The 21529-nt window shown below is 70.8% G+C and carries 21 protein-coding genes; 11 read left to right on the top strand and 10 right to left on the bottom strand.

Annotated elements, in window-relative coordinates; all coding sequences use genetic code 11:
- The first annotated feature begins 4 nt into the window (after window positions 1–4).
- From DFH01_RS14805 to DFH01_RS14795, 3 genes are read left to right on the top strand one after another with little or no spacing between them, the layout of a single operon-like run.
- Window positions 5–1168 carry an acyl-CoA dehydrogenase family protein gene (locus tag DFH01_RS14805; protein ID WP_109871218.1) on the top strand — a complete coding sequence of 388 codons (1164 nt, stop codon included), beginning with the start codon at window positions 5–7 and terminating at the stop codon, window positions 1166–1168.
- Window positions 1165–2340, top strand: a complete 1176-nt coding sequence (locus DFH01_RS14800) for a CaiB/BaiF CoA transferase family protein (RefSeq protein ID WP_109871217.1) — start codon at window positions 1165–1167, stop codon at window positions 2338–2340. The genes DFH01_RS14805 and DFH01_RS14800 overlap by 4 nt, the downstream gene beginning before the upstream one ends.
- Window positions 2337–3398, top strand: coding sequence for an acyl-CoA dehydrogenase family protein (locus DFH01_RS14795; protein WP_109871216.1), 1062 nt, complete (start codon window positions 2337–2339; stop codon window positions 3396–3398). The genes DFH01_RS14800 and DFH01_RS14795 overlap by 4 nt, the downstream gene beginning before the upstream one ends.
- Window positions 3399–3401: 3 nt before the next feature.
- On the opposite strand, the gene DFH01_RS14790 is transcribed toward DFH01_RS14795, so the two are convergent.
- From DFH01_RS14790 to DFH01_RS14755, 8 genes are all read right to left on the bottom strand, one after another.
- Window positions 3402–4157, bottom strand: coding sequence for a GntR family transcriptional regulator (locus DFH01_RS14790; RefSeq protein WP_199231243.1), 756 nt, complete (start codon window positions 4155–4157; stop codon window positions 3402–3404).
- Between the two features lie 9 nt (window positions 4158–4166).
- A complete protein-coding gene (locus DFH01_RS14785) occupies window positions 4167–5099 on the bottom strand; it encodes a 2-hydroxyacid dehydrogenase (protein ID WP_109871215.1) in 933 nt (310 codons plus the stop codon).
- Window position 5100: 1 nt separating this feature from the next.
- Window positions 5101–5880 carry an enoyl-CoA hydratase/isomerase family protein gene (locus DFH01_RS14780; RefSeq protein ID WP_109871214.1) on the bottom strand — a complete coding sequence of 260 codons (780 nt, stop codon included), beginning with the start codon at window positions 5878–5880 and terminating at the stop codon, window positions 5101–5103.
- Window positions 5881–5980: 100 nt separating this feature from the next.
- Window positions 5981–6949, bottom strand: a complete 969-nt coding sequence (locus DFH01_RS14775; RefSeq protein ID WP_109871213.1) for a Bug family tripartite tricarboxylate transporter substrate binding protein — start codon at window positions 6947–6949, stop codon at window positions 5981–5983.
- Window positions 6950–6966: 17 nt separating this feature from the next.
- Window positions 6967–7821, bottom strand: coding sequence for an amidohydrolase family protein (locus DFH01_RS14770; RefSeq protein ID WP_109871212.1), 855 nt, complete (start codon window positions 7819–7821; stop codon window positions 6967–6969).
- Entirely contained in the window at window positions 7818–8411 is a 594-nt protein-coding gene (locus DFH01_RS14765) for a carboxymuconolactone decarboxylase family protein (protein ID WP_109871211.1), read from the bottom strand. Before DFH01_RS14765 ends, DFH01_RS14770 begins: the two co-directional genes overlap by 4 nt.
- Window positions 8411–9619, bottom strand: a complete 1209-nt coding sequence (locus DFH01_RS14760; protein ID WP_109871210.1) for a CaiB/BaiF CoA transferase family protein — start codon at window positions 9617–9619, stop codon at window positions 8411–8413. The genes DFH01_RS14765 and DFH01_RS14760 overlap by 1 nt, the downstream gene beginning before the upstream one ends.
- A 5-nt stretch (window positions 9620–9624) precedes the next feature.
- A complete protein-coding gene (locus DFH01_RS14755) occupies window positions 9625–10236 on the bottom strand; it encodes a glutathione S-transferase family protein (RefSeq protein ID WP_233256120.1) in 612 nt (203 codons plus the stop codon).
- 111 nt (window positions 10237–10347) lie between these two features.
- Here DFH01_RS14755 and DFH01_RS14750 point away from each other — a divergent pair, with 111 nt between their 5' ends.
- The 5 genes from DFH01_RS14750 to DFH01_RS14730 all read left to right on the top strand — a co-directional run bounded on the left by DFH01_RS14750 (window position 10348) and on the right by DFH01_RS14730 (window position 14339).
- The gene (locus DFH01_RS14750) at window positions 10348–11217 is read left to right on the top strand and encodes a fumarate hydratase (RefSeq protein ID WP_109871209.1); all 870 of its coding nucleotides are present in this window, start codon (window positions 10348–10350) and stop codon (window positions 11215–11217) included.
- On the top strand, window positions 11214–11900 hold the full coding sequence (locus DFH01_RS14745; protein ID WP_503487621.1) for a fumarate hydratase C-terminal domain-containing protein: 687 nt from the start codon (window positions 11214–11216) through the stop codon (window positions 11898–11900). Before DFH01_RS14750 ends, DFH01_RS14745 begins: the two co-directional genes overlap by 4 nt.
- Entirely contained in the window at window positions 11897–12583 is a 687-nt protein-coding gene (locus tag DFH01_RS14740) for a dioxygenase family protein (protein ID WP_109871208.1), read from the top strand. The genes DFH01_RS14745 and DFH01_RS14740 overlap by 4 nt, the downstream gene beginning before the upstream one ends.
- Before the next feature lie 2 nt (window positions 12584–12585).
- Window positions 12586–13158: a protocatechuate 3,4-dioxygenase subunit alpha gene (gene pcaG / locus DFH01_RS14735; RefSeq protein WP_158287767.1), complete on the top strand. Its 573-nt coding sequence runs from the start codon at window positions 12586–12588 to the stop codon at window positions 13156–13158.
- A 188-nt stretch (window positions 13159–13346) separates the two neighbouring features.
- Complete coding sequence (locus DFH01_RS14730) at window positions 13347–14339, top strand: hypothetical protein (RefSeq protein ID WP_146217068.1); 993 nt, start codon at window positions 13347–13349, stop codon at window positions 14337–14339.
- A 22-nt stretch (window positions 14340–14361) separates the two neighbouring features.
- Here DFH01_RS14730 and DFH01_RS14725 read toward each other — a convergent pair whose 3' ends face one another.
- Window positions 14362–15171: a porin family protein gene (locus DFH01_RS14725; protein ID WP_109871205.1), complete on the bottom strand. Its 810-nt coding sequence runs from the start codon at window positions 15169–15171 to the stop codon at window positions 14362–14364.
- 172 nt (window positions 15172–15343) lie between these two features.
- On the opposite strand from DFH01_RS14725, the gene DFH01_RS14720 reads away from it, so the two are divergent.
- The 3 genes from DFH01_RS14720 to DFH01_RS14710 all read left to right on the top strand — a co-directional run bounded on the left by DFH01_RS14720 (window position 15344) and on the right by DFH01_RS14710 (window position 20139).
- Entirely contained in the window at window positions 15344–16315 is a 972-nt protein-coding gene (locus tag DFH01_RS14720; protein ID WP_158287766.1) for a helix-turn-helix domain-containing protein, read from the top strand.
- 320 nt (window positions 16316–16635) lie between these two features.
- Window positions 16636–19044, top strand: a complete 2409-nt coding sequence (locus DFH01_RS14715; RefSeq protein WP_109871640.1) for an arylsulfatase — start codon at window positions 16636–16638, stop codon at window positions 19042–19044.
- Between the two features lie 93 nt (window positions 19045–19137).
- Complete coding sequence (locus DFH01_RS14710) at window positions 19138–20139, top strand: tripartite tricarboxylate transporter substrate binding protein (protein ID WP_109871203.1); 1002 nt, start codon at window positions 19138–19140, stop codon at window positions 20137–20139.
- Window positions 20140–20270: 131 nt separating this feature from the next.
- Here the strand turns inward: DFH01_RS14710 and DFH01_RS14705 are convergent, their stop codons facing one another.
- Window positions 20271–21506 carry a flavin-dependent oxidoreductase gene (locus tag DFH01_RS14705; protein ID WP_109871202.1) on the bottom strand — a complete coding sequence of 412 codons (1236 nt, stop codon included), beginning with the start codon at window positions 21504–21506 and terminating at the stop codon, window positions 20271–20273.
- Window positions 21507–21529 lie beyond the last annotated feature (23 nt).

Here is a 21529-nt window from a genome sequence, read left to right as displayed (position 1 = left end):
AGGAATGGCCGAGCCTGCCCCGCTCACGCTCGAAGACCTGGATGCGCTGGACGATGCCGCCTTCCGTGCGCATGTGCGCGGCTGGATCGAGGCGAACACGCCGCCCGAGTTGCGCTTCCCGCGACGCCGCCTGCACTGGCGGGAGAACCGGCCCTGGTACCTGGCCCTGTCGCGCCGCGGCTGGCTGGCGCCCGCCTGGCCGCGCGCGCATGGCGGCATGGGGCTGAACGCGACGCGCCAGCTCATCATGATCGAGGAGTTCGAGCGCTGGGGCTGCCCGCGCATCAGCGACATGGGCGTGCTGATGCTCGGGCCGCTTCTACTGAAGCACGGCAGCGAGGCGCAGAAGCGCCGCTTCCTGCCGCGCATCCTCTCGGGCGAGGACATCTGGGCGCAGGGCTATTCCGAGCCGAATGCCGGATCGGACCTGGCCGCGCTGCGGCTGGAGGCGGCGGATGCCGGCGACCATTGGGTACTCAACGGGCAGAAGACCTGGGTGACCTTCGCGAACGACGCCAACTGGATCTTCGTGCTGGCGCGCACGGACCGCGGCGCGAAGAAGCAGGAGGGTATCTCATTCCTGCTGCTGCCAACGGACAGCCCGGGCCTCTCCATCCGGCCGATCCTCAATCTCGACCTGCATGACGAGTTCTGCGAGGTCTTCTTCGACGATGTCCGCGTGCCCAAGGACATGCTGGTGGGCGAGGTCAACAGGGGCTGGACCTATGCCAAGGCGCTGCTCGGCTTCGAGCGAGTCGCCATCGGCTCGCCGCGGCTTTCGGCCAATGGCCTCGCTGCGCTGATGCGTCTGGCGCAGCGGATGGGGCGCGCCGAGGACCCCGTGTTCCTCGACCAGTATGCGCGCTTCCGGCTGGAGCTCGCGGACCTCAAGGCGCTGTATGAGAGCTTCACCGCGGCGCTCCGCCGCGGCGAGACGCTCGGCCCCGATGTCGCGATCCTGAAGATCGTGCAGACCGAGCTCTACCAGCGCATCACCGATGCGATGCTGGAACTGGCCGGCGGCCATGCCGGGCTGCTGGACCCGATGGAGGATGCGTTGCACCCGGCGGGACAGTTCCTTCTCGCGCGTCCGACGACGATCTTCGGCGGCAGTTCGGAGATCCTGCGCAACACGCTCGCGCGCGGCCTGCTGGACCTGCCGGCATGAGCGCGCTGCCGAACATCCGCGTGCTGGACATGACGCGCGTCTTCGCCGGCCCTTGGGCGGCGCAGATGCTGGGCGATTTCGGCGCCGACGTGGTGAAGGTGGAGCAGCCGGGCACGGGTGACGACGTGCGCCGTATGGGCTTCCGCGCGCGCGACGCGGAGGGCAGGGAGGTCGGCGCCACTTCCTCCTTCCTCGCGATGAACCGCAACAAGCGCAGTATCGCGCTCGACATCGCGACGCCGGAAGGCCAGGCGAGGCTGCGCGCGCTGGCGGCGAAGGCCGATGTGTTCCTGGAGAACTTTCGGGCCGGCGGCCTGGCGAAATACGGGCTCGACTACGCCGCGCTCTCGGCCGTCAACCCGCGCCTGGTCTATTGCTCGATCACCGGCTTCGGCCAGGACGGACCCTATGCGCCGCTGCCCGGCTACGATCCGATCTTCCAGGCGATGAGCGGGCTGATTAGCGTGACGGGCCAGCCGGATGGCACGCCCGGCGCCGGCCCGGTGCTGGCGGGCTACAGCCTGTCCGACATCAATGCCGGCTTCTACGCCGCCATCGCGATCCTGGCCGCGCTGCATCACCGCGACACCGTCTCCGGCCGCGGGCAGCACATCGACCTGGCGCTGCTCGATGCGCAGATCGCCGCGCACTCGCATATCGCGATGAACTGGCTGGTCTCCGGCAGGATGCCGGTGCGCGCCGGCGCGGCCAGCCAGATCAACACGCCCTGGCAGGCCTTCGAGACCGCGGACCGGCCGCTGATGGTCGCCATCGGCAACGACCGGCAATTCGCGCAGTTCTGCCGCGTCCTGGGCCTGCCCGACATGCCCGGCGACCCACGCTTCGCCACCAACCGCCAGCGCATGGCGCACAAGGCGGAGATGCTGCCGCTGCTGCAGCAGGCGCTGCGCGCACGCAAGGCGCGGGAATGGATGGATGCGCTGAACGCGGTCGGCGTCGCTTCCGGTCCCATCAACGATTTCGGCGCGGTCGCGGAAGACCCGCAGGTGCGCCATCGCGGCGTCTTCACGCAGGTGGAGGGTAATGGCGCGCCAATAATCGCCAATCCGATCCGCTTCTCGGAAACGCCGCCGCGTTACACGCGGCCCGCGCCCGACCTCGGCGAGCACACGGAGGAGGTGCTGCGCGACTGGCTGGGAGAGGGCCCGTGACCGAGGCCGAAGCCCACGCCGCGCGGATGGACTCGCTGCGGATGATCCGCGACAGCGCGGCCGCGATCGCGCCGCCGGGCGGGGATCTGCGGCGCGTCCGCGCGCTGCGCTTCACCGAGGCCGGGCACGATCCCGCGGTGCTCCGCCGCATGGGCGAGCTGGGCTGGATCGGCCTGCGCCTGCCGGAGGAGGCGGGCGGCATCGGCCTTGGCATGGCCGAATGCTGCGCGCTGGCGGAGGAACTCGGCCGCGCCCTCGTGCCGGAACCGCTGATCCCGGCGCAGCTTTCGGCCGCGCTGCTGCTGACGGTCGGCGCGGAGGATCACCTGGCGTCGCTGCTGTCCGGCGAGTGCTTCGTCGCGACGGCCTGGCAGGAACGGCCTGATGCGCTGGAGGCGCCCGGCACGCCCGGCGCGGCGCGGCTGTTCGTGCCGGCGGCGCGCGCGGCGCAGGGTTTCCTGCTGCCGATCCATGACGGCAACGGCCTGGCATTGCACCTGGCGGAAGCGCCGATGCTTGACGTCTCGATGCTGCAGGATGGCGGCCATGTCGCGACGCTGCGGTCCGGCGCGACCCGCCGCCTCGGCGGCCTGGGCGACGCCCTGCCACGGGCGCTGGACGAGGCGGCGCTGGCGACGGCCGCCTACCTTCTCGGCGTCATGGAGCGCGTCTTCGCAATGACGCTGGACTATCTGCGCACGCGCCAGCAATTCGGCCGCCCCATCGGCGGCTTCCAGGCGCTGCAGCATCGCGCGGTGGACCTGCGCATCCAGATCGCGCTGACGCGCGCCAGCGTCGAAGCCACGGCCGCGACCCTCGATGCCGGCTGCACCGACACGCAGCGCCAGGCCGCTGTCTCCCGCGCCAAGGCGCGCGCGGCGGAGGCGGCGATGCTCGTCACCCGCGCCGCCGTGCAGCTGCACGGCGCCATCGGCTACACCGACGAATACGATGTCGGCCTGTTCACGCGGAAGGCGATGGTGCTGGCGAACGCCTTCGGCTCCGCCGCACTGCATCGCCGCCGCTTCCTGGCGACGGAGAGCGAGGCGGAGTCCTGAATTCTACCGGAGCTTGATGTCGATCCGCACCACGTCGCCGCGGTAGATGCCGTCGGCCACCATCACCAGCACGCCGCGCTGATCCACCGCGGCGCGGCGCACATGCGCGACCGGGGCGTTGAGCGGAACCCGCAGCGCCGCCGCCGTCTCGACATCCGCGGTGCCGATGGTCAGCGTCTGCCGCGCATCGCCGATCCGCACGCCGGGCAGGCTCGCCACCAGCTTCAGCGCGGTCTTGGTGCGCAGGTCCTCCTCCGTCACCTTCGGCGCCAGCCGCTCGTCGAGATAGACATCGGCCAGCAGGAAGGGCTGGCCGTCGCGCCAGTGGCGGCGGTGGAAGTGGCGGTAGAGCGCGGCGGGCCGGCCGATCTCCGCAGGCGGCACGGCGGTCGCGGGCAGCTTCTCGCGGATGGACAGCGTCTCGATCTCCGCCCCTTCGCGGGAGCGCAGCAGGCCGGACCAGTCCGTCTCCACTTCGCACCAGAGCCGGTTCGCGGCGGGCGCGGCGCGCACGAAGGTACCCTTGGCGCGGAAGCGCTCGATCAGCCCCTCGGCCTCCAGCTGGTCCAGCGCCTGGCGGATGGTGGCGCGCGCGACCCCGCATTCCGCCGCCAGGTCATCCACCGTCGGGATCTGCGCGCCGGGCTTCCAGGCGCCCTGCTCGATCCGGCGACGGAACAGCGTGGCGAGCTGGATGTAGCGCGACACCGCGCTGCGGCTGAGGTCGATCGCGGGCGTGGCACGGATGGCCGAGGACATGACCGATGCTTATCCGGCGCCCGCGGCCGCGTCCAGGAAGTCGCGGCCGGCGCGGAAAGCCTCGATGTCGGAGACGATGCGGGAGACCACGGCCGCGCGCGTTTCCACCGTGATGGAGGCCGAGTGCGGCGCGAGCACGACGTTCTCCAGAGCCAGGAAGCGCGGGTCGAGCGCCGGTTCCGTCGCGAAGACATCGAGCCCCGCGCCGGCGATCGCGCCCGTCTCCAGCGCATCCAGTAGCGCCAGCTCGTCCACCACGCCGCCGCGCGCGATGTTCACCAGCACGCCGCGGGGCCCGAGCGCCCGCAGCACGGCGGCGTCCGCCATGCGGTCCGTGTCCTTGCCGCCCGGCACCGCCAGGATCAGCACGTCGGATCGCTCCGCAAGCGCCAGCACCGAGGGCACGAAGCCGTAGGGCAGATCAGGCTTCTCGCGCGGGCCGGTCCAGAGCACGGTCATGCCGAGGCCCGCGCAGCGCCGTGCGATGGCCTGGCCGATCTTGCCCATCCCGGCGATCCCGGCGGTCTTGCGGTGCAGGCTGGTGGAAGGGCGCATCCGCTCCTTGCCCCAACGCCCGGCGCGCACGAAGCGGTCGGCTTCGGCCACCAGCCGCGCGGCGCCGTACATCAGCCCGATCGCGGCATCCGCCACGTCCTCCGTCATGACGTCGGGCGTGTAGGCCACCGCGATGCCGCGCCGCGCGGCGGCGCCAAGGTCGATGCGCTCGAGCCCCGTGCCCTGGCTCGAGAGCAGCCTCAGGTCGGGGAGCCTGTCGAACTGCGCCGCGCCCGCGCCATGCATCGCGGTGCAGACGGCGATGCGGAAGCCGGGGCGCGGGCCGTCCGCCGGCTTGTCCTCCACCAGGTCGAAGCGCTCGGCCAGTGCCGCCCGCAGGTCAGCCGGGATGGGGCAGAGCAGCAGGATCGCCTCGCGCCCCGTCATGTCAGCGGCCCTTGAACACCGGCTTGCGCTTCTCCGCGAAGGCGCGCCAGGCTTCCTGCGTGTCCTCGGTGGAGGCCAGTGCGACGGTCTGCGACTGCTCGAAGCGGTAGCCCTCGTGCAGCGGCATGTATTCGGTGACCTGGAAGCTGCGCTTCGCCGCCTGCACGGCCAGCGGCACCTTCGCCGCGATCTCCGCGCCGATCTTCCGCGCCTCGTCCAGCAGCGCCTCGCGCGACAGGCAGAGCGAGGCCGCGTTCATGCGCAGCAACTCCGGCCCGGACATTCGGCGCGCCGTGTAGATCATCAGCCGCGCATCGGATTCGCCAAGATGCCGGCGCACATGCTTCACGCCGCCGGCAAGGCCGACATCCACCTCGGTCATGGACAGGTAGGCGTCCTCCGCGACGAGGATGATGTCCGCCGAAAGGGCGAGCACGCAGCCCGCGCCGATGCCGAGGCCGTTCACCGCCGCGATCACCGGCTTGCCGCATTCCATCACGCTGTCGAAAACGGCGCGTGTCAGGCGGTTGTGCCGCGGATAGGCGCCGGGATCGCCGGCGATGTTCGGGCGCTCCTTGAGGTCGGCGCCGGCGCAGAAGGCCTTGCCGGCGCCGGTCAGCACCACCGCGCGCACATCCTCGCGGTCGTGCAGCGCGTCGAACACGCGCACGATCTCCTCCCGCATCGCGCGGTTCATCGCGTTGACGGGCGGGCGGTCCAGCGTGACGGTGGCGACGTAGCCGGCCACCTCCAGCCGCAGCGTCTCGTAGGCGTCGCTCATTTCACCCGTATCCCCGCTGCCTCGATCACCTGCTTCCAGCGCGCGCTCTCGGCCGCCGGCGCGACGGCCGCGGCAGAACGGTGCCGGCGTCGCATCATGCCTACTCCAGCTTCGCACCGGTTGCGCGCACCACCTCGCCCCAGGTGGCGTAGGTCTCGCGGATGAAGGCGACGAACTCGGTCGGCGTGCTGCCGACAATCCGGCCGCCCTGGCCGGACAGCACGCGCTGCACCTCCGCATCCTGCAGCGCGCCCCGCGCGGCATCGACGAGGATCCCGACACGCTCTTCCGAAATGCCGGCGGGGCCGAAGATGCCGTACCAGGTCTCGCTGACCATGCCCGGGACGCCGGCTTCGATGGCCGTCGGCACATCAGGCAGGATGGCCAACCGCTCCCGCGAGGTGACCGCGAGCGCCGGCAACGCGCCGGCGCGCACCTGCCCGAGCAGCGCCGGCACGTCGGCCGCCAGGATCTGGATGCGCCCGCCGAGCAGGTCGGTGACCGCCGGTGCCGCGCCGCCATAGGGGACATGGACGATGTCGATGCCGGCGCGCAGCTTGAGCAGCTCGCCCGCCATGTGGAGCGAGGAGCCGATGCCGGCCGAGCCGAAGGAAAGCTGCCCGGGCAGCGCCTTCGCCATGGCAACCAACTCGGCGAGGTTGCGTACGCCGAGGCCGGGCGAGACGGAGACGATCTGCGGCACCGCCAGCACCTGCGTGATCGGGGTGAGGTCGCGAAGCGGATCGTAGGGCATGTTGCTGCGCATATGCGGCAGGATGACGATCGCGCCGGAGGAGGCGAGCACAAGCGTATGCCCGTCCGGCCGGGACTTCGCCACGACATCCACGCCGATGGAGCCACCCGCGCCGGCGCGCGACTCCACCACGACGGGCTTGCCGAGGCGGTCAGACATGACGCGGGACACGGTGCGCGCGATGAGGTCTGCAGGCCCGCCCGCGGCGAAGGGCACGATCATCCGCAGCGGCTGGTCGGGAAAGGCCTGCGCCCTGGCGCTGCGGGCCAGGGCCGGCACGGCCATTGCGGCCAGGGTTGTCCTGCGGGTGATCATGGTTGTCCTCCCTTTTGTCAGTCGTCGAAGCCGAAGAGCCGGGTCGGGTTTTCCACCAAGATGCGCCGTACGAGGTCCTCGTCCTTCGTCCAGTCCAGGAACAGGTCGAGCATCGCGCCGGCATCCGGGGCGGGCGCCATGCGCACATACGGCCAGTCCGACCCCCAGAGCAGGCGATCCGGATTGGCGGCCAGCAGCCTGTCCTGCAACGGCCGCAGCGTCTCGATCCCGCCCGCGCGCGGCACGCGGCAGAGTGTGAGCTTCACCCAGAGATGCCCATCGCGCAGATGGCCGAGGATGCTGTCGAAGCCCGGGTCCTCGGCGCCCCGCGGCATCGCGAGGTGATCCACCACCAGCGGCACGCCGAGCTTCGCGAGGCTCGGCAGCAACGCCTCGCATTGCGAGGCTTCCGCCCAGAGATGCGCCTGCCAGCCAAGCGCGCGCAGCCGTGGCGCGAGTTGCTGCAGTGCATTGACGCCAATCGCGCCCGGATAGCGCCCGCTGCCGCCCGGCGCGCGCATCTCCGTGAAGCGGAGCGCGCGCACGCCGGCCGCGTGCCAGGCTTCCAACGTCGCGTCGGTCACCGTCTCGTCGGCGATCATCACGCCGCGCAGCGAGGGGTCGCGCGCGAGCGCATCCAGCAGGCAGGCGGGATCGCGGCCATAGGGCGCGGGCTGCACCAGCACGGCTCGCGCGCAGCCCAGTCTCGCCCGCATCGCCTGGTGTACCTCCAGCGATGCCAGCGGCAGCGCGTAGGGCGAGGGGCCGTTCGGGAAGCGCGCGTCGAAGACATGGGTGTGCGAGTCGCAGGCGCCCGCCGGCACCGCATGCCGCGTGCGCGAGACGTCGGGCGCCGCGACGCGCTCCGTCACCGCCCGCGTTCCGGCAGGTCGAACAAGCCGCGCGACGGCGCGGTGAGCGGATCCGGCTCGCCATCCGGCAGCGGGATGCCATGCGCGTTCAGCGTCATGGAGACCATCGTGTAGTAGCCGATCAGCGCCGTCAGCTCGACCACGCCCTTCACGCCGAAGGCCTCGCGTGCGGCAGCGTAGGTCGCGTCCGAGACGCGGCCATCGGCCTGCAGCTCGCGCGCGAAGTCGTAGACCACGCCCTCCTGCGCATCGTTGAACTCCGGCGCGCGGCCGTCGCGGATCGCATCCAGCACCGTGGGCGCGATGCCGGACTCGGCGGCGACGCGGGCATGGACGAACCACTCCACCTGGCTGCTCCAGCGACGCCCGGTGACGCAGATGGCAAGCTCGGAAAGGTGCTTCGGCAGGGAGGTGTTGAAGCGCAGCGCCTCGCCCAGCGCGGACCAGCGGCCGGCAAGCTCGGCGTTGTGGATCGCGGCGCGCAACGGGCCGATCACCTGGCCGCGCGGGCCCGAGACGACGCGGTCCCAGACCTCGCGCTGCGCCGCGTCCAGATCCTCGCGACCGGGCAGGGGGATGCGCGGCGCCATCAGATCACCCCTGAATCCCGGAGCGCCGCGCGCTCCGCATCGCTGATCCCGAGTTCGCCCAGCACCTCGGCCGTGTGCTGGCCGAGCGTCGGCGGCGGCGTCTCGAAGGTCAGCGGCGCGTCCTGCAGCCGGATCGGGTTGACCACCTGCTGCACGCGGCCGGCCAGCGGATGCGGCAGTTCGCGCAGCATCTGCCGATGCAGCACCTGCGGATCGGCGAAGACGTCCGGCACGCTGTTGATCGGGCCGCATGGCACGCCGGCCGCGTCGAGCAGCGCGGTCAGCTCCGCGCGGGTGAAGTCGCGGAACCGGTCCGCGAGCAGCGGCGTCAGCGCCGCTTCGTGCCGCACGCGATCCTGGTTCTTCATGAAGCGCGGATCCGCGGCCCAGTCCGGTCGGCCGATCGCCTCGCACAGCTTCGCGAACTGTCCGTCATTGCCGACCGCGAGCACGATGTGGCCGTCCTTCGCCGGGAACACATCCTGCGGCTGGATGTTCGGATGGCGGTTGCCCGCGCGGTGCGGCACCTTGCCGCCGACCAGCCAGTTCATCGCCTGGTTCGCCAGGAAGCCTGCCTGCACGTCGAGCATGGCAAGGTCGATCGTCTCGCCCTGGCCGGTGCGCTCGCGGTTCGCGATCGCGGCGAGGATCGCGACGGTCGCGTACATGCCGGTCATTAGGTCCACGATGGGCACGCCGACCTTCTGCGGCGCGCCGTCGCGTTCGCCGGTCACGCTCATCAGCCCGCCCATGGCCTGGATCATGAAGTCATAGGCCGCCTGGTCGCGCCGCGGCCCGTCCTGGCCGAAGCCGGTGACGGAGCAGTAGATCAGCGACGGTTTTTGCGCTCGCAGGCTGGCCGCATCCAAGCCGTATTTCGCCAGCGCGCCAGCCTTGAAATTCTCCACGACCACGTCGGCGGTTTCCGCGATACGCTTCACGATCGCCTGGCCCTCCGGCTTTGCGATGTCGAGCGTGACGCTGCGCTTGCCGCGGTTCACCGCGAGAAAGTATCCGGCTTCCTTCGTCGGCGTGCCGTCCTCCGCCTTCAGGAAGGGCGGGCCCCAGGCGCGCGTGTCGTCGCCCGCGCCCGGCCGCTCGATCTTGATCACGTCCGCGCCGAGATCGGCCAGGATCTGCGTCGCCCAGGGCGCGGCCATGATGCGGCCGAGGTCCAGCACGCGGATATGCGAAAGCGGTCCGGGCATGCGCGTCAGGCGTCCACGATCGGCGTGGAAATCATGGACGGCCGCCGCGCGAAGCCCTCCTGCCAGGCGGAGAAGCGCGGGCAGCGTGCCCGCCAGCCGAGATCGCCGAAGCGGAAATCCATATAGGCACCCGCGACCGCCGCGGTGATCTGCGCCAGCCCGAGGGGAGCCGCCGCGATCGCCTCGATCTCGGCCTCGATCGCCGGTAGCACGGCGTCGGTCTTGAGCGCGAAGGCCTCGATCAGGTCGGGCAGGGGCTGCGGACGGTCGCGCTCGTTTCGCCAGAGGATGAGCAGGTCGAGGAAGCCGTCCAGCAGCGCGTGCCGCCGCAATTCCTGCCAGCGCGCCGCGCCGCCGGCCGGGATCAGCTTTCCGCCGCCCGCCAGGCTGTCGAGATACTCGATGATGACCTGGCTGTCGTAGAGGATCGTCCCGTCCTGCAGCACCAGCGTCGGGATTTTTCCCAGCGGGTTCTCCGGCAGCAGTTCCCGCGCCGGCTTGCGCATGGCGACCACGGTGCGGACGGTGCGGATGCGGTCGGCGAGGCCGAGCTCATGCGCAGCGACCATGACCTTGCGCACGTAGGGCGAGCGCGGCGACCAGTGCAGCTTCATCATGCGCTCCGCGCGTCCTCCCCTGATCGGCCGAAAGGTCAGCTTTATGACTTAAGCCCTTTTCCCCGGCACGGTCCAGCCCTAAGCTCCCGCCGGCTTCGGGGACGGGCGTGCATGCCGATCACCTATGCGGCGGTGAAGGCGCTGTCGGCGCAGCTCTACGACTGGTCGTTGCGCAAGGTGCCGGACGACACCAAGGCCGGGCTGGAAGCGGCGCTTGCGCGCGAGACGCAGGAGGGCGCGCGGCAGATCCTGCGCATGATGCTGGGCAGCGCGCGCCGCGCGGAGCAGGATGAGCGCTTCGTCTGCTCCGATGCCGGCGTGCCGGTTTATCATGTGACCATCGGCACGGCGGCGCAACTCGACGGCGACATCAAGCAGGCGATCGGCGACGGCTTCGACGAGCTGGTCGAGCGCATCAGCCCGCCGCTGCTCAAGCATGTGACGAACCCGCTGACGAACGAGCGCGGCTACAAGGGCAAGGACATGCCGCTGATCACCTGGGATGTCGCCGGCGGCGCCGACTGGGTGGAGATCCTGTGCCAGCCCAAGGCGCTCGGATCCGGCCGCTGGGCCGCGCTCGAGACCTTCTCCTTCCCGACGCTTGCGCAGATCGAGGAATACGTGATGAAGGTGGTGATGCAGGCGGGCTCGCAGCATTGCCCGCCGGTGATCATCGGCGTCGGCATCGGCGGCAGCTTAGACGTGGCGGCGAAGATCGCGAGCAACGCGACGATGCGCCCGGTCGGCAGCACGAACCCGGAACCCGTGCTGGCGGCGATGGAGGAGCGGCTGCTGCGCGCCGTGAACGCCACGGGCTTCGGCCCGATGGGCACGGGCGGCGACACCACCGCGCTGGCCGTGCATGTGGATTACGCGGCGGGCCACGGCTACACGCCCGTCGCGGTCTGCTTCAACTGCTGGATCAACCGCCGTACCCGCGCGCGCCTGCATGCCGATGGCAGCGTGGAGCGCTTCGAATGAGCGCTTCCGATGACCGAAGGGCGGAGGCGCCGGAGGCGACGAGCACCGAAGGTCTGAATCGGATGCGAAGCATGCGCTTCCCGATGTCGCCGGCCGATGCGCGCAGCCTGCGCGCCGGCGACGTGATCCTGGTGGAGGGCGAGATCGTCATCACTGCCGGGCTGCCGACTCATCTGCGCCTGCTGGACTGCGCCGAGCGCAACGCGGCGCCGCCCATCGCGATCGCCGGCGGATCGTTGCTGCATCTGGGTTCCTACAGCCGCGACACGGCGGATGGCGGGCTGGAGGTCCTCTACATGAACCCCACCACCAGCACGCGCTTCAATGCGCTGATGCCGCGGCTGATCCGCCACTACGGGCTGACGGCGGTGGGCGGGAAGGGGGGGCTCGATGCGGGCTGCGTCGCGGCCATGCAGGAGGTCGGCTGCGTCTACCTCTCCTTCCTCGGCGGCGGCGCGCCGCTGCACACGGCAGCCATCCGCGCGGTGAAGGAGGTCGCGTGGAACGACCTGGTCGCGCATTACCGCCTGGTGCGCCTCGGGGTCGAAGGGCTCGGCCCGCTGACCGTCGGCATTGATGCGCATGGCAACAGCCTGTTCCAGAGCCTGCAGGCCGGTGCCGCCGCGCGGATGCCCGAAATCCTCGCGCGCCTCGCGCAGGACCGCGAAGGAGCAGGCGCATGACGGCGCTTCCCGAGGGCATCGAGCCCGAGGTGCCGGTTCCCGGCTATCCGAACACCTGGACGCACACGCCGGCGCAGCCGCTGCTGCCGCGCCCGGCGGGCCGTACGGAGATGGCGGGGCCAGTCAGGCTGCACCGCAAGCTCGTGCCCGGTGCGGTGAACCTGGCGGAGGCGACGCCCGGACGGCCTGCTATCGGGCAGCTCATGCAGATCGGCGGCCGCATCCTCGACGAGGCGGGGCGGCCGGTGGCCGGTGCCGTGGTGGAACTCTGGCAGGCCAATGCCGCCGGGCGCTATGCCCACGCCAATGACGGCAGCGCCGCGCCGCTCGATCCGAATTTTACGGGGCATGGACGCGCGCTGACCGACGAGGATGGGCGCTACGCCTTCACCACGATCAAGCCCGGCGCCTATGCCGTGCCGGTGCAGGAGACCTGGTGGCGCCCGCCGCACCTGCATTTCTCGGTGCATGGGCCGTCCTGCCTCTCGCGGCTGGTGACGCAGATGTATTTCCCCGGCGAGCCGCTGAACGCGCTGGACCGCATCCTGAACGCGATCCCCGATGGCGCCGCGCGGTCGCGCATGATCGCGCGCTTCCTGCCGCCGCCCTCGGTCGGCGATTTCTTCCTCGGCTTCACGCATGACATCGTGCTGCGCGGCCGCCACGCGACGCCGGAGGCATGAGGATGTTCCCGACCTCGCAGCAGACCATCGGGCCCTTCTTTCCCGCGGAGTTCTTCGGTCCCGCCGACCATGACCTGACACGCGTCTCGGCCGAGGCCGCGCCGACGCGGCGCGGTGAGGCGATCCTGCTGCGCGGCCGCGTGACGCGCCAAGGCGGGCTGCCCTGCGTGAACGCCGTGCTGGAACTCTGGCAGGCCGACGCGGCGGGCCGCTTCGCCGGCGATGCGGATGCGGATCCGGACTTTCTGTTCTGGGGCCGTGCGCGCACCGATGGGGATGGCCGCTACGCCTTCCGCACCGTGCTGCCGGGCCGCTTCGCGGATCAGCTCGGCCCGCGCGCGTCGCATGCGAATGTCACGCTGCTGGGCAGCGGGCTGATGCGGCGCGTGCTGACCACGCTCTTCTTCCCGCGCGCCGCGGAGGAGCTCGCCGCCGACCCTGTGCTTGCGCTGGTGCCGTCCGGTCGCAGGCCGCTGCTGCTGGCTGATCCGGCTGGCGAGGAGGACGGGCTGCGCGTCTTCCGCTTCGACATCCGCTTGCGCGGGACGGACGAGACTCCCTTCTTTGCGGTGTAGGCGCGCCGGCCGCGCGGCGCAGCCGGCGCCGCATGGCCGGGCGCGCAGCCTACGGCGCCTGGCCGGATGTTGCTTGATGCCTGCGGCTCGGACACACTCCCCCCTGCATTCCAAAGGGGACGGAACCTTTGCGACTCGGCGTTCGTGCCGGGCCTCTCCGCGCTTCCGCGCTGGCCCTGCCGCTGGCGGTGCTCCTGCCGACCTTCCCCCTGTGTGCGCAGCCTGTCGGCGGCGGCACCGGCCTCGGCGACATCCGGGACGAGCTCGCAGGGCGGCTGGAGGCGCTGCGGTCTTCGCTGCGCGCCCGGCCCGGCGGCGTGCTCGGCCTCATGGGATACAGCATGGTGCCGGATGGCTCGGCCAATGCCGTGCAGGTGGATCGAAGCACCGTCAGCGGCGGCAGCGACGACGGAGCCGATACGACCCTCACGCTCAGCCAGTTCGGTTTCGGCTTCACCTGGAGCGAGGCCTTCCCGCTGTTCACCGAGATCTATGGCGGCTACGCCCGCTATGATCCGCGTGCGGTCTTCTCGGGAACGGGCACGCGCCGCACGCCGCTGCGCTGGAACAACTTCACGACGACGGTGGGTATCGGATACGATATCCGAATTGCTGAAAATCTCTGGCTGCGCCCGATCGTGAACTTTGCCGGCGGCTACGCCGCGGGCGACGCCAGCCTGTTCGCGCAATTCATCAAATACCGCACCGATCTGGACATCGCCGCGCTCACCGACCGGCACGTGAATGTCTGGGGCGTCGGCGGGGCGTTGATGCTCGCCTATTACGACTATCGGCCGGAGCGCGACATCGACGTCGAGCTTCGCTACACGCAGCTCCGCCTCGAGACCTTCGGTGACACGCTGCCTGCCGCAACGGGCAGCTCGACGGCCGAAACCATCGGGCTCTGGGCCCGCTACCGGTGGCCGACGGGGCGGGAAGTCTTCGGCCGCCCGCTACGCTGGGTGCTCGATGGCTCGGCGACGAGCTATCTGGGCGACCAGCGCGAGGCGATCGGCTTCGCCTGGTCGGCCAAGTTCGGCGGCGGCATCGAATTCGACACCGGGCGTTGGGAACTCGGTGCCATGGGCATCAACCTCAATCGTGTCCGGCTTATCGGCCGCTACTTCATCGGCGACGACAACATCACCGGCTACTCGATCGGCATTGGCATGAGCTTCTGACGCGCCGGCGGTCGCCCGGCCTTCAGAAGCGGAAGGTCACGCCGAGGAAGGGGCCGCTCATCGCGATGTCCGCCTCGACATTGTCCCTGCTGCGGTCCACCGCCATGTAGCGCCAGCCCGCCCGCCCGATGATGGCTGGCGTGATCCGCCAGTCGAGCGACCCGATCGCCTGCCAGGTCAGCTTGGAGCCGGTGTCGAAGCCGCCGACGTCGCCATAGGCGGTCAGCGAGAAGGCCTCGCTCAGCCGCACCTGGCCGCGCGCGGCGATTAGCGGATCCACCCAGTTGGAAGACGCGCTGGCGGAACGACCGGCGAGCAGCCCCTGGTTCGCGCTGACATCGGTGTCCAGCCACCAGGCGCGGAGGCCGCCGCCGACATCCAGCCAGTAGCCCGGCTGCTCCACCGCGCGGAACAGGCCGACCACGGAGAGCTCCGTCGTGGTCAGGCGGGTGTCGCCGCCGCGCACCGCGATGCTGCGCGGCGAGTTGAAGCCTTCCTCGTTCTCCAGGTAGACGAAGTCGAGCACCACGCCGAAGCGCCCGCGCCGCGCTTCGGCGGTCGCCATGGCGCCGAATTTCAGCGAGTCGAAGACATCGCCGAAATCCGCGCTGAAGTCGCGGTTGCCGCCGCGCGGCAGGGTGACGTCGCCGCTGACGCCGGCGAACCAGACATAGGGTGACAGGCTGAACTCCCAGCCGTCATTCCGCGTCTGCGCGACGGCGGGCTGGGCCGCGCCGAACAGCCCTGCGAGCAGCGCGCCCCCGATCGTCAGGTTGGCAATCTTCCGTGGCGAGGCACTGTCCGGCCGTCGCGTCGCTGTCCGAACCGTCATGATAAGTCCTCGCGCATGAAGCCGCGGCCCGGAGGAATCCCCGATGCCCGCCGGGCCGCAAGAGATTAGCGAGTCCCTTTCTTGACCGCATCGGCCCGCGCTATCCTGTTCGGGCGAACCCGGAGGTTGATCGCGCTTGCGCCTTGTTGAGCAGTCCCCGGTCGATGCCGCGGTGCATGCCACGCAGGAGGTGGAGGAGCACGCCGCGGCGATCGTCGGGGGAACGTTCGAGTTCCTGCCGGTGCCGGGCAGGTCCTTCCGCGCGGGCCTGCGCCGGCTCCGTGTCGCCGACATGGTCGTGCAGCACGGGGACAGCACGGGCCACGCCATGCTCGGCGCGATGCATCCCGGGCTCGGCACCCTTCTGCTGCCGTTCCACTACCCGCAAGGCATCGGTCGCCTCAACGGCGCGGAGGTGCACCACGCGGACGCGCTTCTGGTGCCGGGCGGGCTGGAGTTCCGCGGCACCTGTTCCGCGCGGCATGAGTGGATCGCCTTGGCGGTGCCGCTCGAGCGCATGGGGGCCTGGCTGGAACTCGCCAGCCCCGCCCTCACCTTTCCGGCGCAGGCGTCGGTGCTGCAGGTCTCGGAGACCGCGCATGCCGAACTGCTCCGCATCTGCCTCGCCACGGCGGACTATGCCGAGCGCCCGCCCGACGTCCTGTCCGAGCCCGGCTGTGCCGAGAACATGGCCCTCTCGCTCGTGGACACGCTGATCGACGCGCTGGCGACCGGCGTGACACTGCTGCCGCGGCCCCGTGCGGCGCGGGAGGCACAACGTGTCGTGCGGCTGGCGGAGGACTACCTTCGCGCCAACATCCATCGTCCCGTCTATCGGGAGGAGCTGTGCGCGGCGCTGGGCGTGTCCCTGCGCAAGCTGCACGACGCCTTCATCGGCGTCACGGGGCTCAGTCCGCAGACCTATCTGAAGGTGCGGCGACTTGCGCTGGTCCGGGGCGCCCTGCGGAGGTCGGACGCTGGCCACGCGCTGGTGAAGTCCATCGCCCTCTCGCACGGCTTCTGGCATCTGGGCCATTTCGCTCGCGATTACCGACAGCTGTTCGGCGAGACACCCTCCGAGACCCTGGCCGGGGCATCGGCCCGCGCGCCGGGCGGAGAAGGCCGGACGCGGCGCGCCGCCTGAGGCACGTCCGCCGGTTCGGCGGCGTGGGTGCAAGTCGAACATTATGCATAGCGGCGCGGCGCGCGCCGCCCCGGCCCCCCCCAGCTCTGGTAATTGCCCGTTTCGGATAGCGTGGCCGGCTGACCCGGTGCACTGACGGTCGAATACTCCATCCTCGGCGCCCGGCTGGCGGGCGATGCTGCGGCCGACAGGAGAGTAACGTGGCATTCAGGAAGCAGCTTGCGCGCAGCGCCCTTCTCTCCGCGGCGGCGTCATTGGCGTTCGGCTTGGCGGCATCCGCGCAGGTCGTGCGCGGCACCCCGGGTTCGCCGGACGCGGTGATGACACCGCAGGGATTGCAACTGCCCACGCCGACGCCGCCCTTCAGCGGCGTCATCATGCCGAACCTCGTTGACAGCCAGCCGGCCTGGCCCCCGCAGGTCATGCCGCCCGAGCGCGCGCCGAATGTCCTGCTGATCCTGACCGACGACGTCGGCTTCGCCGCGCCCTCCACCTTCGGCGGCGTGATCCCGACGCCGACGCTGGACCGCGTCGCCCAGAACGGCCTGCGCTACACGCAATTCCACACCACCGCCCTCTGCTCGCCGACGCGAGCCGCGCTGCTGACCGGCCACAACCACCACCAGGTCGGCTTCGGCAACATCAGCGAACTCTCGATGGGCTTCCCCGGCTACAACTCCGTCATCCCGCGGGAGACCGCGACAGTCGCCGCCATCCTGCAGGAGAACGGCTACGCCACCGCCTGGTTCGGCAAGAACCACAACACGCCACCCTGGGAAGCCTCCGCCGCCGGGCCCTTCACCAACTGGCCGGTCGGCATGGGCTTCGACTATTTCTACGGCTTCATCGGCGGCGACACCTCGCAGTGGCAGCCCGGCAACCTGTTCCGCAACACCACCCCGATCCACCCCTATGTCGGCACGCCCCGGGGGGAGTGGAACCTGATCACCGCGATGGCGGACGACGCCGTCAACCACATCCGCACCAACACCGAGATCGCGCCGAACCGGCCCTGGTTCATCCACTACGCCCCGGGCGGCACCCACGCGCCGCACCACCCGACCCGCGAATGGATCGAGCGGATCGAGGCGATGCGCCTGTTCGACGAAGGCTGGGAGAAGCTGCGTGAGCGCATCTTCGCCAACCAGCAGCGGCTCGGCGTCGTCCCGGCCAATGCGCAGCTGACGCCCTGGCCGGCCGACCTGCTGCGCCGATGGGACAGCCTGAGCGACGCCGAGAAGCGGCTGTTCATCCGCCAGGCCAATGTCTACGCCGCCTACCTCGCCTACACCGACCACGAGATCGGCCGAGTGATCGCCGAGGTCGAGCGGCTCGGCCAGCTCGACAACACGCTGATCATCTACATCAGCGGCGACAACGGCAGCAGCGCCGAGGGCTCGGTCAACGGCACGCCGAACGAAGTGATGTACTTCAACGGCGTCGCGCTGGACGCGCAGCAGCAGATGCCGTGGTACGACGCCTGGGGCAGCGACCAGACCTACAACCACATGGCGGTCGGCTGGACCTGGGCCTTCGGCACGCCGTATCGCTGGACGAAGCAGGTCGCGAGCCATTTCGGCGGCACGCGCAACGGCATGGCGGTGTCCTGGCCGCGCGGCATCGCCGACCGCGGCGGCATTCGCACCCAGTTCCACCACGTGATCGACGTCGTGCCGACCATCCTGGAGGCCGCGGGCATCCCGCAGCCGCGCTCGGTCAACGGCATCACGCAACGGCCGATGGCCGGGACTTCGATGGCCTACAGCTTCCCGCAGGCGGCGGCCAACGCGCCGTCCACGCGCCGGACGCAGTATTTCGAGATCATGGCCAACCGCGCGATCTACCACGATGGCTGGATCGCCAGCACGACGCCGCCCGCCCCGCCCTGGGAGGGCACCGCGCCGCGCCCCGAGGACGCGATGAACGGCTACCGCTGGGAGCTTTACGATCTGCGGGCGGACCCGACGCAGAACAACAACCTTGCTGCGCAGCAGCCGGACCGGCTGCGGATGCTGCAGGAGCTTTTCACCATCGAGGCGACGCGCAACCAGGTCTTCCCGCTGAATGGGAACGGGCTGGCCGGCATGCTGGTCGCGCGCCCCGGCCCGGCCGCCGGACGCACGCACTTCGTCTATACCGGCCCGTCCTGCTGCACCCAGGCCAATGCGGCGCCCAACGTCCTGAACCGCTCCTTCCGCATCACCGCAGAGGTCGAGGTGCCGGCCGGCGCCGACGGCGTGCTGGTGACGCAGGGTGGCCGCTTCGCTGGCTGGGGGCTCTACCTGCTGCAGGGCAGGCCGGTCTTCACCATGAACCTGCTCGACATTCAGCGCGAGAGGTGGGAAGGCCCGGCCCTGCCGGCGGGGCGGCACACCATCGTCTACGACTTCGTGCTCGACATGCAGGGGCCGATCCCATTCGCGCATGGCGGCACCGGCACGCTGACCGTGAACGGCCAGCAGGTCGCGCAGCGCGCCATCCCGCGCACCACGCCCTTCACCTTCGCCTGGGACGAGACCTTCGACGTCGGCATGGACACCGGCACGGCCGTGGACGATCGCGACTACCAGGTGCCCTTCGCCTTCACCGGACGGATCGGCCGCATCACGTTGGATCTCGGCCAGGGCACGGTGACGCCGGAGGCGGTGCGCAACTTCGGCGCCCTGATGGCCCAGCGTGCACGAGAGGCCGAGCGCGCCGCGCCGGCCACCACCACCGCGCCGCGCTGATGCACGCCGCGCGGCGGCGGTTTGACGCCGCCGCCGCGCTCCTCCATCTCATCCCCAACCGGCGCCCGTCGCCGGGCAGGGAGAGAGACAGAGATGGCGACTTCGCATCCCACCGGCCTCACGCGGCGCAGGCTCTCGCTGGCGGCGGGCTTCGGACTGGCGGCCGCGGCGCTGCCGCGGATGGGGGCGGCCCAGCCCCGCATCCCCGACGGGCCCGTGACCATCGTCGTGCCCTTCACGCCGGGCACCGGGCCGGACATCCTGGCGCGCCTCGTCGCGCCGGTGCTGCAGCAGAAGTTCGGCCAGCCTGTCGCCGTGGACAACCGCGCCGGCGCCAGCGGCAACATCGGCAGCCAGGCGGTCGCGCGCGCCGCTCCGGACGGGCGGACGCTGGTGATGCAGCCCAACACCTTCGTCATGAATCCGAGCCTGTTCCGCCAGGTGCCCTACGACCCGGTGGCGAGCTTCTCGCCGATCGCGAAGCTGGCCGTGGGCGACCTGGTGCTGGTGGTGAACCCCGACGTGCCCGCCACCGATGCGCGCGCCTTCGCGGCGTGGTCGGCCGCGCAGCCCGGCGGCGCGAACTATGCCTCGCCGGGCATCGGCACGCCGCATCACCTGGCGATGGAGCTGTTCCGCCTGACCGCCAACGTGCCGATGAACCACGTGCCCTATCGCGGCAGCGCGCCCGCGATCCAGGACCTGATCGGCAAGCGTGTCGCGGCGATGGTGCTGCCGGTGCATGTCGCCGGGCCGCTCGCGCGCGACGGCCGCATCCGCATCCTCGCCGTCGGCAGCGCGCGGCGCGTGGAGAGCGCGCCCGATGTGCCGACCATGGCGGAGGCCGGCTACCCGGACGTGCTGGTGGACCTCTGGTATGCGCTGCTCGGCCCGGCGGGCCTGCCGGATGATTTCGTCGGCCGGGTCAACGCGGACCTCAACGCCTGGCTGGCCGAGCCGGCGACGCGCCAGCAGCTTCTGGCGCAGGGCCTCGTGCCGACGCCGGGCACGCCGGCCGATCTCGCCGCCCTGATCCGCCGCGACCTGGCGCGCTGGGCCGATGTGATCCGGCGCGCCGGGATCAGCGCGGACTGATGCGCCACTCGTCGGGGCCCGACATGCGCCCGCCGAAGGCGGGCGAGGCCGCGAACGCGGCCCGCTGCAGGTGCAGCGAAGCCGAGCGCCGAAGGCGCGCTGGCGTCTGAAGCATGAAGTGCGTCAGCACTTCATGAGCCCGGAGTCAGCGCCGCCTTGTCGTAGCCGGCGACGCGCTTGTAGCCCTCGAGCATCGCGGTCAGCTCCTCCTTGCTGATCACGTCCTCGATGCGGGCGAAGGGGCGGTCGCCGCTGCGCTGCCAGACCTCGCGGATGATCGCGTCGGGCGGGCTGGTACGGTTGGTGCGCACCACCTGCGCCGTGGGGCCGAGGCGGCGGGTTTCGTACTCCTGCAGCGCCGCTACCGGATCGGCGTGCCCGCCGAGGCATTCCGCCAGCGCCTTCGCATCCAGGATCGCCTGGCCGGCACCGTTCGACCCGCGCGGATACATCGGATGCGCCGCGTCGCCGAGCAGCGTCACGCGGCCATGGCTCCAGCGCGGCAGCGGGTCCTTGTCCACCATCGGATATTCCAGGACCGTCTCGGCCTTCCGGAACATCTCGGGCACGTCGAGCCAGTCGAAATGCCAGTCGGCGAAGGCGGGCAGGAAGTCCTCCAGCCGACCCGGCTTCGCCCAGTCATTCGCGGCGTAGTTGGGCGTCTCGATCTCGGCCACCCAGTTCATCAGCTGCGTGCCGTCCGGGTAGTCGCGGATCGGATAGACGACGATCTTGCCATGCGCGAGCCAGCCGGCGCGCACCATCGTCGCGCCGGAGAGGATCGGCTTCATCCGCGTGACGCCGCGCCACATGTTGACGCCCGAATAGAGATAGGGCGGCTCGTCCGGGAAGAATGTCCGGCGGATCGCGGAATGGATGCCGTCCGCGGCCACCACCGCATCCGCGCGCTCGGCCGGCAGGGCGGCGCCCGTCTCGGTCTCGGCCAGGTGCAGGGTGACGCCCGAGGCATCCTGCTCCAGGCCCGTGCAGCGTGTGCCGGTGCGCACCGACCCTGGCCCGAGCCGCCGCAGCACCGCCTCCAGCAGCACCATCTGAAGCTCGCCGCGATGGATCGAAAGCTGCGGCGTGGCGTAGCCGGCGCCGCGGCCCAGCGGCTCGACATGGATGAGCTGGCCGAAGCGGTTGAAATACGCCGCCTCCTTCGTCGCAACCGCAACGGCTTCCAGCGGGCGCAGCACGTCCAGCGCCTCAAGGAAGGCGGTCGCGTGCGGCAGCAGGTTGATGCCGACGCCGAGCGGGCGGATCTGCGGCACCGCCTCCAGCACCTCACAGCCGATGCCGCGCGCCTGCAGCGCGAGGGCGGCGGTCAGCCCGCCGATGCCGCCGCCGACGATCACGACCTTCATGCACCTGCTCCTCGGCCCTGCTG

The sequence above is a fragment of the Falsiroseomonas bella genome, from assembly GCF_003173615.1.
GTDB lineage: Bacteria > Pseudomonadota > Alphaproteobacteria > Acetobacterales > Acetobacteraceae > Falsiroseomonas > Falsiroseomonas bella.
The sequence above is the reverse complement of the archived record's forward strand: the minus strand, read 5'-3'. Positions and strand labels throughout refer to the sequence as shown.

Bases quoted from the DNA above. Each gene is read 5' to 3' on its own strand.
- DFH01_RS14805 (WP_109871218.1), top strand. From the start codon at position 5: ATGGCCGAGCCTGCCCCGCTCACGCTCGAAGACCTGGATGCGCTGGAC.
- DFH01_RS14800 (WP_109871217.1), top strand. From the start codon at position 1,165: ATGAGCGCGCTGCCGAACATCCGCGTGCTGGACATGACGCGCGTCTTC.
- DFH01_RS14790 (WP_199231243.1), bottom strand. From the start codon at position 4,157: ATGTCCTCGGCCATCCGTGCCACGCCCGCGATCGACCTCAGCCGCAGC.
- DFH01_RS14785 (WP_109871215.1), bottom strand. From the start codon at position 5,099: ATGACGGGGCGCGAGGCGATCCTGCTGCTCTGCCCCATCCCGGCTGAC.
- DFH01_RS14780 (WP_109871214.1), bottom strand. From the start codon at position 5,880: ATGAGCGACGCCTACGAGACGCTGCGGCTGGAGGTGGCCGGCTACGTC.
- DFH01_RS14775 (WP_109871213.1), bottom strand. From the start codon at position 6,949: ATGATCACCCGCAGGACAACCCTGGCCGCAATGGCCGTGCCGGCCCTG.
- DFH01_RS14765 (WP_109871211.1), bottom strand. From the start codon at position 8,411: ATGGCGCCGCGCATCCCCCTGCCCGGTCGCGAGGATCTGGACGCGGCG.
- DFH01_RS14760 (WP_109871210.1), bottom strand. From the start codon at position 9,619: ATGCCCGGACCGCTTTCGCATATCCGCGTGCTGGACCTCGGCCGCATC.
- DFH01_RS14755 (WP_233256120.1), bottom strand. From the start codon at position 10,236: ATGATGAAGCTGCACTGGTCGCCGCGCTCGCCCTACGTGCGCAAGGTC.
- DFH01_RS14750 (WP_109871209.1), top strand. From the start codon at position 10,348: ATGCCGATCACCTATGCGGCGGTGAAGGCGCTGTCGGCGCAGCTCTAC.
- DFH01_RS14745 (WP_503487621.1), top strand. From the start codon at position 11,214: ATGAGCGCTTCCGATGACCGAAGGGCGGAGGCGCCGGAGGCGACGAGC.
- DFH01_RS14740 (WP_109871208.1), top strand. From the start codon at position 11,897: ATGACGGCGCTTCCCGAGGGCATCGAGCCCGAGGTGCCGGTTCCCGGC.
- pcaG (WP_158287767.1), top strand. From the start codon at position 12,586: ATGTTCCCGACCTCGCAGCAGACCATCGGGCCCTTCTTTCCCGCGGAG.
- DFH01_RS14725 (WP_109871205.1), bottom strand. From the start codon at position 15,171: ATGACGGTTCGGACAGCGACGCGACGGCCGGACAGTGCCTCGCCACGG.
- DFH01_RS14715 (WP_109871640.1), top strand. From the start codon at position 16,636: ATGACACCGCAGGGATTGCAACTGCCCACGCCGACGCCGCCCTTCAGC.
- DFH01_RS14710 (WP_109871203.1), top strand. From the start codon at position 19,138: ATGGCGACTTCGCATCCCACCGGCCTCACGCGGCGCAGGCTCTCGCTG.
- DFH01_RS14705 (WP_109871202.1), bottom strand. From the start codon at position 21,506: ATGAAGGTCGTGATCGTCGGCGGCGGCATCGGCGGGCTGACCGCCGCC.